This window comes from Chryseobacterium hagamense, from assembly GCF_007991455.1.
Classification (GTDB): Bacteria; Bacteroidota; Bacteroidia; order Flavobacteriales; family Weeksellaceae; genus Chryseobacterium; species Chryseobacterium hagamense.
Genome location: NZ_BJYJ01000046.1, coordinates 1 through 14,829 on the forward strand (window position 1 = coordinate 1; position 14,829 = coordinate 14,829).

Below are 14,829 nucleotides of genomic sequence, written 5' to 3' on the forward strand. Positions count from 1 at the left end.
CAAAAATATCACTTGAAATCAGGGATGGATGGGATGCTTTGCTACAGGTCCCTCTTACTCCTAAAAAAACGGGAACGATTCCGATAACGGCTTCCCATCATAATTAAACTGCACAATAATGAAAAACAACTTATTTAATATCATGGCGCTGCTGGCGCTGGGAACTCTGAGTGCCCAGGTACGTACCGTAAACTCAGCCACCAACATATCGGTAACCAACAGCCCGGCTTTTATCGATGCCTCTTCCAATACCACCGTGAACGGCTCTTCCAATGTAGGAAAAGGACTGATTTTTCCAAGGGTGGATCTTTCAGCCATGACCTCTTTTCCGGGCATTACAGCAGGTATCCCGAACTCCTTCCCGACCCGGTTCGACGGGATGATCGTTTACAACACCGCCGCTTCGGGAACAGCCGGCGTAGGAGCTACCCAGGGGACCCTGAGCCCGGGATACTGGTTTTACGACAACAAATCCGTTACCAATACCGGCGGGACCTGGAAACCGGTAAGCACAGCTACTGCCGAAGTGGCCAATACGGCCAGCAATGGTCTGACTTTAACAGGAAATAATGTGAAAATAGGTGGAAATCTTAATGAGTCCACCACCATCACCAATAACGGGAAGGCCCTGAATATTGCAGGTTCCGCATCTTCTACAACATTCGCTTCTAACGGAAATGTGGGGATCGGAACAGCTACTCCGGCAGAAGTTCTGGACGTCTATGGAAATACCGTAATCAGAGGAACTGCCAACATCAAAACCACCGCTGCTACGGCAGTCGTCAATCAGAATGTCCTTTCAGTGGAAAATGACGGAACGGTTACCAAAAGATTTATCAATTATATATCCAATAGTGGAGAAAACCTGAATGATCTTGTTAAGGTACCATACGGTTCGCTAATTACCGGGTCATTTGTCAATAATATTTGTAATGACGGATTTACCCTTAATAAAAGATTCACTATAGAGGTGATTCTGAACTATGACGGTACATTTTCAAAACTATATACCAATGGTCCGGCTACTGTGACGGTCACCGGTGAAGGGACCTCTACCATCAGGTTTTCGTACAGCAGTGCATGTAGGAATGCTGATCATTTTTTAAAGTTTTCCAACCTGAACGGAAACGTCACAATAACATCAGATCCCGGATGGAATACCGCTGCTGCTGCTTATACGATCCGGTAATGTCAGAATAGAAAGATCGATCACTCCGGAAAGCATGATTACGGAAAAGGCGGCTTCAGCAATGAGGTCGCCTTTATGTATGATCATTTTAAACTGGCACAACGATTTATTTTGAGCATAAAGAACTTTAAGCAATTTTTTTAACGAGTTAAATTTCCTTCCACCAGCTTCATTCTTCCAGCCTGTTAATCCAGATTCTTCTGTATATATGGAATGAAAAGAACTGCATGATTATAGAAAAAGCCCTCAAATCATGAGAGCCTGGGGTTGAATTAGGAATGAATGAGTTCTGATTGTATCGGATGAATAACCTGGGCTTTTGGACATGACCGGAGATCGGATTTTCCGGTAGTTTACGCTGGTAATATTATTATGTATGACGTGAGTTCGACCGTAGTGACATCATATTCAATCAATTATTTAATTCAAAAATAAAAATGAGGCTGATTCAGTCAGGATTTTGGATACCGCTCACTTTGCCGGAACAAATAAACGGTTCTCAATTCTGACAGGACTTCATCCTATCCTGTATTAAGCCATCCTTGCGGGACTTTAAAATAATATAAATCCATTCCCTCTGATTGAAAAAAACAAGGCCAGCTGTTCAGGATTTAATAGGAACCCCTTTAATAAAGCGATAACCTATTCAATTTGATAATCAATATCTTTGATCCTGTGTCTGACAAGAGAAACTTCCTGCTTCCAGCCTCTTAATCCATGTTATTTATACTAAAAATTGTTTTTTCCAGCTACCAAGTGTATTCCGGCTGATGTTGAAATGCCTGGCGGTTGCTACGTTATTCAGTCGATGTTTCTTCTGGTAATCCAGAATTTCGAAGATGGCCGTCCGGTCGTACGATTTATATTTCTGGTTAATGCTCTCCGAAGCTTCAGAAGAGATTATCTTGTTCAGGCGGATAATATCCATAACGGTAATTTCTTTTTTCTTAAGAATGCAGTGACATTGCGAAATCTTCTGCGGATACTTCTCCAGGATCATTTCCGTATATAACTTTTTATAATTAATATTTTTCTTTTTCATAAGGTTTAGAAGATTGATTTATATTCTTTTCTTACTTTTACAGCAATATGATGCTCAAAATAAACCACCAGAAAATATTTTCTGCGGGTTTTTGTTTCGTTGTATAGGGTATAGGTCCAGCGGTTCGCCACTCGTGAGCAGGATTCATTTTTTCCCAATAGCTCTTCCACTTCTTCAGAAGTTTTTCCCAGAATAAGTTGGGTATTAAGAATACTTCTTACATAATATCTTCTCTTCTGCTGTTGGTTTTTCCATTCGTAGCTGTTGAACTTCTTTATAAAAATCAGGAAATTGAGCATGTTTTACCAGGTATGATACATTTTTAATAGTGTCTAGGATCTGCTGTTTGAAATAAAGAATGATGATTTTCTTTCTTCCATATATTTTTGCGGGTGATATTCATTCAGGTATCGGAGGGATAGTGGTTATACTGGTTTCCATCTCCTGCAGGATCTCTTTTCCGGTCTTGCCAGTCAGATGATTATACCGTCTCATTACGTTTTTATTTGGGTTATGAACACCTCGGCGATTACACAGGCCGGTAAAGGAGAAAAGAAAGAAAACAACGGACTTGCGGAATTATTTACTTTTGATAACCGTTCTTTTGGAAATCCACTTGTACAGAGTGGTCTTCGGAATTCTATATTCCTCGATCACCTGTAACTTCGTCTTTCTTCCTGTGGTAATCATTTCAAGAATATAATCGATAAGTTCTTCACTGTAAATATTCTTCCGGAATTGGGGAAGGCTTTTGGACTTATCTTTTTCCTGATTCCCGGTTTTCGAGTGTTCGAGGGCCGGCGCATATAAAATCAGGTGATGGCTATAGAGCCGGAAAAAGTCATATTCCAGGATTTTACACCATCGTAAAACCAATAGGATGTCAAGACTTTCCGATGAGTACATCTCATCAAGATCCGCTTCCGAACATTTAAGAAATTTTGTTAGCCTGCTAATGGAAATATCGAGTTCCTGTACCCTGCTTTTGATCAGAGTTCCCAAATGAAATTTTTTAAAATCCATATCATTACATTTTTTATTAATAACAATTGCATCAGTTTTAAAATTCCGGCCGGGTGTATTCGTACAATCAAATCATCCCGGCCGGAGAGCTACCGGCCTTACATAAAACAACCTTGTATGGGGTATACATAAAACTATTACCGGCCGTTATTTTATTAAATCAGGAATTTAAACAGTTTTTATTCATACGCGATTCTTAAGAGAGCAGGAGTCTGTTTTTCAGATGGTATCAGAATAGGATGCTTCTGCCCGGAAATCAAAATTCTATGAAAAAGCTCTTATGATTAATATTACATTTCAAACGAAGCGGTTATTGATTGTTATCCGTCATATGTTCAATGCGGCAACCTGCAAACTGCAAAGTCTTCTGCGGAAATTTCCAAAGTCCGGTAGCTGAAGCTCTGAAATTCCCCAAGTCTTTTTGCTGAGATTTTCTATAGTAGAGGCTCCCTATGCAACCTTTTTGAAGATTTATTTTAACCGGGATCACCGGATCAGCTTTTGTTCTGAAAGCTTCGGAACAGTTGGTGCTGTTCCAAAGCAAAAAAAATTAAACCAACTTTAAATTTTATCTGACTGATGAAATTTCACCTGCGATTTATATGATATAAGTTTAATGAGTATTAAAACCATTTTAAAAACCTTTGAGAGGGCGACATAGAGTCATACTGTTTAGGTAGTCTAATGGGGGCAGCCGCCCCTGCTCAAAGGCCAGTGAGTAATCCTTTATTCCGGTCAGGGAAGCATTTTGTTTACCTCTTCTGCAATAATCCGGGTAATGTCTTTAGAACTGTTATAGTAGGGAAGTGCCGGTTTCACATCTTCCAGGTACCATATCATATCAATCTTATTTTTTTTAGCGTAGGCTTCGATCTGCTGACCCGCTTTTTCAAGATAAGGCTTCACCTCATGGCTGTACTGTTCGCTGATCTGGTTGTTATAACTTTTGATTCTGGTCTCATGCAGTTTCCGTTCATCCTGAAGCAGTTTCAGCTTTTCAGCATCGGTTTTATTCATTCGCATCCGGAGGCTTTCGAAAGTTTCATTCTGCTTCGGGGCATACGGGTTGATGATGGATTCGTATTTTTTTTGCAGCGTCTGCTCTTCCTCCTGTATTTCCTGCGAGAGCTTTAAGCGGAGCGTATCAAGACTGGCCTGTCTGGCACTGAAGCCTTTTAAGGCTGGATACAGCTTGTCTTTGGAAATGAAGGCGGTCGTCTGCGCATTGGCCATGGTTGCATAAAATAAAAATAACAGCACCGGAGTAAAAAGTTTCATAAATTCTTATATTTAATCTTAATTGTTAGCCTTTAATCAAAGATAAAGACCTGATTTGTTCAAAGCCATAGACCGGCAGAAGGCAGTAATGCTGGGGTCGACTGTATTTTAATCTTAGGTCAAAAGTACAGATTCCTACTCTTTCATTAAATTTATTTATGTCTAAAGAATAATACACCGGTATAGAAATTTTAAGACAGAAAAGAGAGGGTTTGGGAACCGCCAAACAACTTTTAATATTCATATAATTTAATAAAGACCTGAAGATCTTTACCGGTGCTCCACACATACTGCTGTTCAGATCATCTTCACTATCTCTTATTTATTAAGGAGTTTATCTTTTTTGTAGATTACTTTTCCGGGTTTTCCGGGGGGATGGATGACCACCCGTTCCTGTAATCCCGTATTTCCGTCGAGAATAATGAATATCCTTCCGGATTGCTCATTGTAAGTTCCTTTATAAGAAATAACATAAAAAGATTTTTTATCGGAATGATCATTGTACCTTTCAATAAAATGATCATTTTCTTTAAGAAGGTCAATATCTTTTTCAATGCAGAAACCGATGGCCTGCTGAGGGGTAAAAAGAAAATCTTTTTCCATATCGTCGGATTTCAGCATCCTGCCTTCAGCATCAAAATAATATTTCATTCCAACTGCAGCCCCTCTGTTTCGGAAAGTGACCCATTTACATCGGATGATTCCTTTTCCGCTGTATTCTTTATATACCGAAAAAAAGCTTCCCCATCCGGTACTGAGAGAGGTAAACCAGGCTCCTTCTTTGCCTGCAGTATATAGGGTCGTGGTGTGATTTTCGGTGGTATTGGTTTTATTCTGCCCCTCTTTATTGTTTTCATAAAACTTGTCGATATCGAAATATTCGGTTTGGTCATCGATAAGGTGGTTGAAATTTTCTGTTTTCATTTAATAAATGTTAATAGGTAGTCAATGAATACAAATGGGTTCGGTGGTTGAGAAAATAAGAAGAAAAGGACCGGAAGTCCTTGACGGGATTTTTCAGGTTAAAATTCTTGCGGGAGGAACCTGTTTCATAAAGAAAAAAATTCCTTTCCCGGTAACGGATGACGGACGGGTGGGGAGTGGCCGCCCGCCCGTCTCAGGGCATCCCACCCGTCCGTCATCAGGGATCCCACCCGGACGTGCATGTCCGGTGCTGCTATTCTGACGTGAATTCGACCATGCTTAACTTGTATTTAGCTGTTTATTCAGTTTAAAATAAAGAAGGTTATTCGGTCAGAATATTAAATAGAATTCTCTTTAATAGAATGACAGAAGGTCTTGTTTGGTCATCTAACTTTGATTGTATTTATGACAAGAGAAACTTCCTTCATCCAGCTTCCATCTTCCAACCTGTTAATCCGGGTTCTTCTTCTTCGGTTTAAGTTATTCTACGGTAAGGATCTTATCCAGCGTGGCGGTCCGCGGTTCTTTCAGCAGGGTTCCGTTGCTGTATTGGGTAACGATTTCCAGCGAATAGGTTCCGGTAGGAAGGGCAGGGATCACCAGGATTACTTCGGAAGGATTATTGGTCACGATATCCGAAGCCTCCACGGGCAGCCGCATCCGGGTAGACGTTTCTACAAAGAAAATGCCGTTGGCCTGGTTCTCGCCCATGACCTTGATTTTGTTTCCCCTGATCTTGAGGTTTTTCCCCGGAGTCAGCAGATCGTTTACGGTTCCGCTTTTTACATCTTTTATTTCCAGGATAATGGCATCGCTTTGGGCCACCCCGAGAATGCTGATTTCGATATTGGGGATTTCCGTCCGCAGCTTTTCGCCTTGGTTGAACTGGAACAGGATGTGGTGTTTTTTGGGATCGAAGGTTTCTGCGGCCGAACTGAAAACGCCTCGGATCTGGATGCAGGCCGTGAAATAACCGGTGTTTACCGAATATCCGTCGCAAAGCTGATAGGCCATTTCTTTGAGGAAAAGTTCCACGGCGTGCTCCATGGAAGCCGCTGCAACATCGGCACCGCCACGGTTGACGGAAGCCTCACAGATCTGTTTTACATTCAGCGACCGCTCGCTGGCGGTACGGGCAATAAAATCGTTAGGGTCGGGAGTAAGCACGTTATCATACAGATAGGCTTTGATTTTGTGTAATACGGGCATTTTTTTTCAATTTGGTTAAGGTTGTTCCGGCACCGGACATTCTTCCGGACGATGAAGACAGTGGCTGGCAGCCGGTCTCCGGGATCCTCAGAGGGTAATACTTCACCGGTACGGGATACAAATGTAATTTTTTACCGGAATTGTGGCAAAAAGCTTGCTGTAAAAGTTTTAAGACAGGTTTGTCTCAAGTTTAAGACCTTCTGTGGCCTCGTATGCCGGATCGGATATTTCCCTAAAATGCTGGTTGATTTGCCGGTAAATCCTGGCGTTATGTTGCCGGAAATTCAGGGCTTTCTGTCCTTCCCGGATCTGCGCCACCAGATCACGGTCGGTCATGAACCTGCGCATGGCCTCTTTCAGGCCTTCTTTGGAAGGATCCGCCAGATAGCCTGTTCTTTCGTGGACCAGAAGTTCGCGCACGCCTCCCACATCCGTACAGATTACCGGCCTGTTCAGGATCAGCGCTTCCCCTACGGACAGGGGATATGCTTCATAACGGGAGGGCTGGATGTAATAGTCGGCCGCCCGTATATAAGGATGGGGGTTATGCTTCGGGCCCAGTAAGAAGAAAGAGCTGCCGATCTGCAGTGACTGTATGAGCCGTTCCAGCTTCACGGAATCCACCCCGCTGCCTACAATGGCGATGGTATGGGAGAAGCCTTCGTCAAGAAGCTCCCGGTGGGCTTCCGCCAGGATATCATACCCTTTCTGGTGGCACAGTCTTCCTACCGAGACAAAAAGCGGAGACTGCTTCAGGATGTCCCGCTCTCCTGCATCCCGTACGCTTTCTGCCGCCTTCCTTTTCACCCCGGCCTCATCAAAGGTATTATAGATGCAGATGCTGTTGCGGATTTCCATGGAAAGATGGCTGCGGAAATGCTCTTCCGTAGCCTGGGAAACAAAGATCGTACTGTCGCAGAGGTTCATCATGACGGCCATCCTTTTTCCGTATTCCGGCGTCCAGTGCCGGATGTCGGAGTGGAACCAGTTGATCTTTTTTGAGGACATAAAAGGGCTGGCGAGCAGTCCTTCCACTGAAGGGTTCATCATGGCGATCTCGATATCGGGAACAAAGCCCAGCTTTTTGCGCAGCAGTCCCGGAAAATACCGGTACCTGAGCAGGTTCAGGCGTCTTGCCGCAAGCTGGAGGATGCGGACGGTTTTCAGCCGAGACATGTCTTCACGGCCGCCGGTCAGGGAAAAGACGGTGACGGACGGCGGGATGTCCCGGAGAAGCGCTCCCTGGCGGATATCCAGCAAAACAAAGGGCTCAAAATACGAGCGGTCCAGGTGTTCAATGACATCCAGCATGACTTTCTGGACGCCGCCCATTTCCATATTGGGGATCCTGAATACTATTTTTTTCTTCATTATTAATTTTTTATATAATATTTTTATTGACCGCATGACGGGCAGATCCGGAAAAGCGTTAAACACCCAGGGTATCGCTCATTTTTTTCTGGTTTTTATACACAGGAGGGTGCCATCTTTGAGGGTTAGTCTATCTGTCATTGTTTAACCGGGGTAGTAAGGATCTGCAGGCATGTCTTATCACTGAATGACCCGGCTGATGAGACCGAAGCATCTGCCATACAGGCAGAATTGATGGCAGGAAAGAATGTGTAATGAAAACCCTCAATATCGGGAGCTGCTCTTACTTTCCTTTTCAGCAGGCCGGAAAAATGACAGTAGCTTTTCAGCTTCATGTTGCGTAAAGAAAGCCTGAAAAAGAGCTGCGTTCTATGATCACTTATTTCCTCCCGTCCGTGAACAAGAGAAATCACGCGCACGTCCTTCGGAAAATCCTTTCCCAGTTCGCCCTGCCGTAGATCCATCAGGACAACAGACTCAAATTTTTTTTGTCGAGATTGTCACAAATACTGGTCAGTACCTTGTGTGTGCCGCCCATCTGAATGGAGCGGATCCTGAAAAGGATGTTTTTCTTCATGGGTTGCATTTTTAATCTGGATTGACGGTTTATGCTGTATCAGAATTTCCGGATTTGCAGTAAGATCGTATACTGGTAGGAGAGACGGTTAGACCCTTCATTCCGGAAATTTTTTTCAAGGTACGGGACCATCATAAGCTGCACCTCGATCGATAAGGTTCCGGAAGTACAGGAGCGGGACAGCATTTGTCCCGCCTTGTACTTCTTTTTATTTCCTGAAAGATTTCAGGTTGGGCCGGTCATATCAATTTCTGCTATAAAGCCGTTACACTGAATAAAGCCTTAAAGGTTGTCACACCGGCGTAGCTGAAGTTCAGTGGAAAAGACAGACCAGCGGTATCTGACGTCGAACTGTTTTGTCCTAGAAGGTATACGACTAAGTTGAGAGTATCTCCTGCTGCAAGGGTCACCATTCCGTTTACATTAACGGCAAATCTTAGTGCGGGAACTAAAGGAGTAGCCCATCTGATGGCCGCATTATCCATTACGATTGATCCGCCGGAAGCATTTCCGCCGCAGTTCTTTCTTACTTCCAGATTGATCGGATAAGAATAATTCGGAGTGTTGTTGTAAGGAGCTGCGTTAGGAACAATATAGGCAGTGACCAGATAATTTCCGGACTGCGGGGCCGTAAAAGTCCCGGTGGAAACATTGAAATTATTCAGTGGGTTTACAATAGCGGTATCAAACTGCTGGAAAAATCGCTGGTCGGTTACCGAGCCGGATACGGAGCCATTATTGGGTGTTATGGGAACAGAAGGAGACGCAAAAAGCGCAATGCTGGACAGGGTACTGGCAGACGGCGTTACCGATCCCCAGGAAGTATTTCCGGAACCGTCGGTTACCAGGGCATAGCCGCTTACCGGTGCATTTGCCGGCAGGGTAATGCTTCGGTCCGTAGCCACATTGGCCGGAGACTTCAGGGTAATTTTATTGGTTCCGTTGGCGGTATCCTCATATAAGTTAAGGGAGGAGGCCGTTCCGGCTTTCGGGCTGATGTTTACATTGCCGGCAACATCCAGCGGAGCTGCAGGACTGGACGTCCCGATTCCCACATTTCCGGAGGAAGTAATTCTCATCCTTTCTGTCCCTACCGAGCTTCCCGTTGAAAAAAGCAGATCCGTAGGGACCGAATTTGAGGCAACCGTTCCATTCACCTGGACCTGTATTTTTGCGGTGGTGAGATAATTATTGCCTGCATAAGGCTTAAAGATCAGATCTCCCAGGAAATCGGAATTGGAAACACTGGACGGAGCGGCATTGGTTCCTCTGCTTTTATTAAATATGATTGTTGAGTTATAGCTGCTGCCGTTAGAAGTCAGAGACAGATCGTCATCAAACCCGCCGGTTCCTGTAATTTCCAGTCGGCTTCCCGGAGTGGTGGTACCGATTCCGATTCTGTGGTTGGCTGCATCGGCAGAAAGGGTACTTCCGTCTACTGAAAAGGCGTTGAGTCCGGTTCCGGTAAAGCTCAGGGTATTGGTAGCGGTCAGCCCACTGACGGTGGTTGCCTGGCTAAGGGTTCCGCCCATCTTTACATCATTTCCTGAGAGGGTAAGTCCGTTGCTCGCAGTGTTGGCCACTCCGGCAGCAGCTGTGCTTACCGGTTTCCAGGTCCCTCCGGTATTGGAAGAGGTTTTGTTTTCATAATACCAGTATCCCGGGGTTAACGTTCCCTGGGTAGATCCTACGCCGGCAGTTCCGGAAGAAGCGGTGTTGTAGACGATCATCCCGTCGAACCGGGTTGGGAAGGAGTTCGGGATACCCGCAGTAACGCCCGGGAAGGCGGTCATGGCTGAAAGGTCTACTCTTGGGAAAATCAGTCCTTTTCCCACATTGGAAGATCCGTTGACAGTGGTATTGGAAGAGGCATCGATAAAGGCCGGGCTGTTGGTTACCGATACGTTGGTCGCCGAGTTGACGGTCCGTACCTGGGCGCTGAAAGTTCCTAGTGCCAGGATAGCGGTTAGCGTGATTATGTTTTTTTTCATCGTTGTAAAGATTAATGTTTAAGGTTCAGGGTTTAATGTTTAAAATTCAATATTTAAGTTTTCGGTCAGATCGGTAAAAAGCCGCGGGAGCGCTTTGGGAAAAAAGCCATACCGTGGTCCCACGGGTTCAAATGCACAAATTGATAAAGATCAGTACTTTGGGTACGCCGCCCCTCTGTATGGAGCGGATCCTGAAAAGGATGTTTTTCTTCATGGGTTGCATTTTTAATCTGGATTGATGGTTTATGCTGTATCAGAATTTCCGGATTCCCGTAAGATCACATATTGATAAGAGAGACCGTTAGACCATCCATTCCGGAATTTTTTTTAAAGTACAGGTATCATCATAAGCTGCACCTCGATAGATAGAGTTCCGGAAGTACAGGAGCGGGGCGGCATTTACTCTGCATTGTACTTCTTTTTGTTTCCTGCAAGACATGGTTTATCGTTCTTTCCACATTTTTAATTTCAGATGTATCGCTTCGTAATCAAGACTAATAATCAATATTTATTTTAACTGAGATTAGCACAATTGTTCTTAGATTAATTTATAGGAACGGCAAAAATCTGGTTTTCAGAGGTTGCGCTGCCCCCCAGCTCCGTAAGTGTCGTATTTAGCCCGCCACTTACCAAACCAATCCTCACAGCGAGATAATAGTTTTTAGCATTGCTGCTTGTATTATTAATCGTAAGAATTCCGGACATCATATTTAAAGACATCGAAGCGCTGTAATTGCCACTGAAATACTGACCTCCTACAAGATCGGCACTTGATGCGGTAGCGGTCGGACTATCTGCTAAGGTAGCCTGTACCCATACGGATTGCCCTGCCGGAACCTGATAATTCGCATTAGCCGTCCGTAAAATCTGATAAATCTGTATCATATATTTGCTGTTGGCAGGGATAGTTATGCCGAATCCGGTATTGGAATAACCCGCCGGGCCTGTGGTTGATAATGAAATGCCCGGGCTGCTGATGTTGGCTTTCAGTGCGGGAGCTGATGCAACGGGCAATGCCTGTTTCCTGATTACGCCGTTATTGTCTGCAGTAAGCATGACTGTTCCTCCGGATGACGGGATGGTTCTCAGGCGGGCAGTACCGCTCACATCCAGGTTTTCTGTGGGAGCAGTCGTTCCGATCCCCACATTTCCGGCACTGTCAAAAGTGGTTGTTGATGCTGAGCCGGCAATGTTCAGGGCATTTCCATTATTAGTGATCGTGGTAGCCTGGCCTAGGTTACCACCCAATTTTACCTCATTGCCAGCTAAAGTAAGCCCGTTGCTGGCGGTGTTGGCCACAGCGGAGGTTGCGGGACTCATCGGTTTCCAGGTCCCTCCGGTATTGGAGGAAGTTTTGTTTTCATAATACCAGTATCCCGGGGTTAACGTTCCCTGGGTAGATCCTACTCCGGCAGTTCCGGAAGAAGCGGTGTTGTAAACGATCATCCCGTCGAACCGGGTCGGGAAGGAGTTGGGGATGCCCGCAGTAACGCCCGGGAAGGCGGTCATGGCCGAGAGGTCCACCCTCGGGAAAATGAGCCCTTTTCCCACATTGGAAGATCCGTTCACGGTGGTATTGGAAGAGGCATCGATAAAGGCCGGACTGTTGGTTACCGATACGTTGGTCGCCGAGTTGACGGTCCGTACCTGGGCGCTCAGGGTCCCCAATGCCAGGATAGCGGCAAGGCTGAATATGTTTTTTTTCATTGTTATAAAAAGTTTTGTGTTTATAGTTTATTTAATTAAAAAAGCCAGACAGTGTATACCTGATCATACCCGGCTTTTTCAAATTCAAACTGGGTAGTGAAAAAGAAATTAATCTTAATAAATTAACATTGATAGTCCTATTCATTAGGATCCCATAAATTCGGTGACTAACTGGGCAGGATAATAAGTGTCCGTTGAACTGGCGGCTGATGGGGCTACTCCAACCTGAGTGGCAAAGTAGCCTGTATTTTCCTGATTATAGACACTTAATACGTCACCGGCATTTAGCTGTACTACCGTAGTAAAAGATACACATATTCCGGTTGATGTATTAAATGGCGTACCGTTATTTCCAAGAGCATGGGGCCGCCACAGAGCGACATTATTTACTTTTAAATGTACAATGGCTAAAAAACCACCCGGAGTTATGGGAAATCCCCACCATCCTGAAATGGTAATTCTGTAATTTCCGGTATAAGGAACCGTAATGGTTTCATTGGAAGTATTATAATTACCAAGAGCAGCATTGCTGATAATTCCTGTATTAAAGTCGATAATTCTTTCGGTACCTCCGGTTGTAAGTTTTGGCAAATATCCTCCTTTCAGAATGGCAAACCAGCTTGAAGGAATACTGATCCAGTTTGCCAGTCCGTTAGCATCGCTGCTTGCCAAGACTTTTCCCATACCGGGATTTCCTCCACTTATTTTGATTGATCCGTTTACGTCCAGTTTTGCACCGGGGGTTGTGGTACCGATTCCAACATTGCCTCCTGCCGGATTGATGGCCAGATCTGACCAGGCAGACAGGGCATTATTATGTGCGCCAATAGTACCAGTACCCGAATAGGTACCAATTATTACTTTATCGGGATTAGTTCCATTGCCGGCATTTGTAGCAGATGATGAAAAGGCAGATGAAATCCAATAATCTGAAGCTTTAATATTTACTGCCGGTCCTGCTCCGGTACCGGTAAAATTTAAAGGATTGGAAACTGAAGTATTAATCGTAGTGGGCTGACTAAGGGTTCCGCCCAGCTTTACATCATTGCCAGATAAAGTAAGCCCGTTGCTGGCGGTGTTGGCCACAGCGGAGGTTGCGGGACTCATCGGTTTCCAGGTTCCTCCGGTATTGGAGGACGTTTTGTTTTCATAATACCAGTATCCCGGGGTTAACGTTCCCTGGGTAGATCCTACGCCGGCAGTTCCGGAAGAAGCGGTGTTGTAGACGATCATCCCGTCGAACCGGGTTGGGAAGGAGTTCGGGATACCCGCAGTAACGCCCGGGAAGGCGGTCATGGCTGAAAGGTCTACTCTTGGGAAAATCAGTCCTTTTCCCACATTGGAAGATCCGTTCACGGTGGTATTGGAAGAGGCATCGATAAAGGCCGGGCTGTTGGTTACCGATACGTTGGTGGCCGAGTTGACGGTCCGTACCTGGGCGCTGAATGTACCTATGGCCAGGATGGCGGCAAGGCTGAATATGTTTTTTCTCATTTATTTATCTTTATGGTTTTAAAAGCTGAAAAATCAAACGACTGATATACGTTGGGAAAGTAAAATCTTCAGTTTTTCGATCCAATATATTTTAGTTCTGGAATTTTACAAAATCCAGGTAAAATGAAGGATTTCCGAGATTGAAAGAAGGAACAATACCATTGGTTTTTTGGCCGTATACTGTATAGGTTCCCGGTGCTGTAAAATAGAGTACCCGAGTCTGATCGCGGGGAGTCATCGTCTGACTGCCTGAAGTGGCACAATATGCTTTCCAAACATCTCCGATACCGTTGATGTAAAAGCTGTAATCATTACAGTCCGAAACTATGGTAATACCAAATCTGAAAAAATACCATCCTTTTGAAGGAATGGTGATGCTTAATCCTGTATTCAGCCCTGAACCACCTGTTGTCCCGGTAAAAGGATTTACCAAGGTTCCCGATGCTGAAGACCAGGCATTGGCAAAGGCGGTAGTTACGGTATTGCTCCATGACGCCAGTCCGTTGGCATCGGAAGTCAGTACTTTACCGGCTCCCTGAGTTCCATCCGTAATTTTAATCGCCCCGGCCGTCGTACCATTATTGATTTCGAGTTTTGCCGTTGGTGCATTGGTTCCTATACCCACCATGCCACTTCCGTTTACGGTTACCCTACTGGCTCCGGCGTTGACATCGTAGATCTGGAAAAATCCGGAGCCCCCGTTGCTTGCAGGTCCGGTTGAGATTAAAGAGTAGGTTTTACCATTGGTGGCATTCTGATTGTCGAGCCTTAATTCCGCAGCGCCGTTTGCATTGTTGCTCTGAATACGGGTAACAGCCGATCCGGAACCTGCTCCCAGGACATCCAGATTATAGGCAGGAGCAGTATTTCCGATACCAACCATTCCGTCTCCGTTTACCGCTATTCTACTTGCGCCGGCATTGGTGTCATAGATCTGGAAAAATCCGGAGCCCCCGTTGCTTGCAGGTCCGGTTGAGATTAAGGAGTAGGTTTTACCATTGGTGGCATTCTGATTGTCGAGCCT

At 44.9% G+C, this 14,829-nt stretch carries 12 protein-coding genes and 1 pseudogene; 1 reads left to right on the plus strand and 12 read right to left on the minus strand.

What is annotated here, in order from left to right; genetic code table 11:
* Nucleotides 1-118: 118 nt before the first annotated feature.
* A complete protein-coding gene (locus tag CHA01nite_RS19380) occupies nucleotides 119-1,189 on the plus strand; it encodes a phage tail-like protein (protein ID WP_146944473.1) in 1,071 nt (356 codons plus the stop codon).
* A gap of 724 nt (nucleotides 1,190-1,913) precedes the next feature.
* Here the strand turns inward: CHA01nite_RS19380 and CHA01nite_RS19385 are convergent.
* From CHA01nite_RS19385 to CHA01nite_RS20745, 12 genes and pseudogenes are all read right to left on the minus strand, one after another.
* Nucleotides 1,914-2,231 (minus strand): helix-turn-helix domain-containing protein, encoded by a 318-nt coding sequence (locus tag CHA01nite_RS19385; RefSeq protein ID WP_146944475.1) that lies wholly within the window; start codon nucleotides 2,229-2,231, stop codon nucleotides 1,914-1,916.
* A gap of 5 nt (nucleotides 2,232-2,236) precedes the next feature.
* Nucleotides 2,237-2,530, minus strand: a complete 294-nt coding sequence (locus tag CHA01nite_RS19390) for a hypothetical protein (RefSeq protein ID WP_146944477.1) — start codon at nucleotides 2,528-2,530, stop codon at nucleotides 2,237-2,239.
* A gap of 280 nt (nucleotides 2,531-2,810) precedes the next feature.
* Nucleotides 2,811-3,254: a transposase gene (locus CHA01nite_RS19395; RefSeq protein WP_146944479.1), complete on the minus strand. Its 444-nt coding sequence runs from the start codon at nucleotides 3,252-3,254 to the stop codon at nucleotides 2,811-2,813.
* A 735-nt stretch (nucleotides 3,255-3,989) separates the two neighbouring features.
* Nucleotides 3,990-4,532, minus strand: a complete 543-nt coding sequence (locus CHA01nite_RS19400; RefSeq protein ID WP_146944481.1) for an OmpH/Skp family outer membrane protein — start codon at nucleotides 4,530-4,532, stop codon at nucleotides 3,990-3,992.
* A 318-nt stretch (nucleotides 4,533-4,850) separates the two neighbouring features.
* Nucleotides 4,851-5,456: a hypothetical protein gene (locus CHA01nite_RS19405; RefSeq protein ID WP_146944483.1), complete on the minus strand. Its 606-nt coding sequence runs from the start codon at nucleotides 5,454-5,456 to the stop codon at nucleotides 4,851-4,853.
* 480 nt (nucleotides 5,457-5,936) lie between these two features.
* Entirely contained in the window at nucleotides 5,937-6,665 is a 729-nt protein-coding gene (locus CHA01nite_RS19410; protein WP_146944485.1) for a DNA-binding domain-containing protein, read from the minus strand.
* A gap of 168 nt (nucleotides 6,666-6,833) precedes the next feature.
* Complete coding sequence (locus CHA01nite_RS19415; protein WP_170234782.1) at nucleotides 6,834-8,036, minus strand: glycosyltransferase; 1,203 nt, start codon at nucleotides 8,034-8,036, stop codon at nucleotides 6,834-6,836.
* Nucleotides 8,037-8,173: 137 nt separating this feature from the next.
* Nucleotides 8,174-8,500, minus strand: coding sequence for a hypothetical protein (locus CHA01nite_RS19420; RefSeq protein WP_146944490.1), 327 nt, complete (start codon nucleotides 8,498-8,500; stop codon nucleotides 8,174-8,176).
* Between the two features lie 367 nt (nucleotides 8,501-8,867).
* Nucleotides 8,868-10,604, minus strand: coding sequence for a phage tail-like protein (locus CHA01nite_RS19425; RefSeq protein ID WP_146944492.1), 1,737 nt, complete (start codon nucleotides 10,602-10,604; stop codon nucleotides 8,868-8,870).
* Between the two features lie 543 nt (nucleotides 10,605-11,147).
* Complete coding sequence (locus tag CHA01nite_RS19430; protein WP_146944494.1) at nucleotides 11,148-12,311, minus strand: phage tail-like protein; 1,164 nt, start codon at nucleotides 12,309-12,311, stop codon at nucleotides 11,148-11,150.
* Between the two features lie 144 nt (nucleotides 12,312-12,455).
* The gene (locus tag CHA01nite_RS19435) at nucleotides 12,456-13,805 is read right to left on the minus strand and encodes a phage tail-like protein (protein ID WP_146944496.1); all 1,350 of its coding nucleotides are present in this window, start codon (nucleotides 13,803-13,805) and stop codon (nucleotides 12,456-12,458) included.
* 91 nt (nucleotides 13,806-13,896) lie between these two features.
* A pseudogene (locus tag CHA01nite_RS20745) lies at nucleotides 13,897-14,829 on the minus strand (hypothetical protein); the annotation flags it as partial.

Coding starts and splice junctions, on each gene's coding strand:
- CHA01nite_RS19380 (WP_146944473.1), top strand. CDS start 119: ATGAAAAACAACTTATTTAATATCATGGCGCTGCTGGCGCTGGGAACT.
- CHA01nite_RS19385 (WP_146944475.1), bottom strand. CDS start 2,231: ATGAAAAAGAAAAATATTAATTATAAAAAGTTATATACGGAAATGATC.
- CHA01nite_RS19390 (WP_146944477.1), bottom strand. CDS start 2,530: ATGCTCAATTTCCTGATTTTTATAAAGAAGTTCAACAGCTACGAATGG.
- CHA01nite_RS19395 (WP_146944479.1), bottom strand. CDS start 3,254: ATGGATTTTAAAAAATTTCATTTGGGAACTCTGATCAAAAGCAGGGTA.
- CHA01nite_RS19400 (WP_146944481.1), bottom strand. CDS start 4,532: ATGAAACTTTTTACTCCGGTGCTGTTATTTTTATTTTATGCAACCATG.
- CHA01nite_RS19405 (WP_146944483.1), bottom strand. CDS start 5,456: ATGAAAACAGAAAATTTCAACCACCTTATCGATGACCAAACCGAATAT.
- CHA01nite_RS19410 (WP_146944485.1), bottom strand. CDS start 6,665: ATGCCCGTATTACACAAAATCAAAGCCTATCTGTATGATAACGTGCTT.
- CHA01nite_RS19415 (WP_170234782.1), bottom strand. CDS start 8,036: ATGAAGAAAAAAATAGTATTCAGGATCCCCAATATGGAAATGGGCGGC.
- CHA01nite_RS19420 (WP_146944490.1), bottom strand. CDS start 8,500: ATGGATCTACGGCAGGGCGAACTGGGAAAGGATTTTCCGAAGGACGTG.
- CHA01nite_RS19425 (WP_146944492.1), bottom strand. CDS start 10,604: ATGAAAAAAAACATAATCACGCTAACCGCTATCCTGGCACTAGGAACT.
- CHA01nite_RS19430 (WP_146944494.1), bottom strand. CDS start 12,311: ATGAAAAAAAACATATTCAGCCTTGCCGCTATCCTGGCATTGGGGACC.
- CHA01nite_RS19435 (WP_146944496.1), bottom strand. CDS start 13,805: ATGAGAAAAAACATATTCAGCCTTGCCGCCATCCTGGCCATAGGTACA.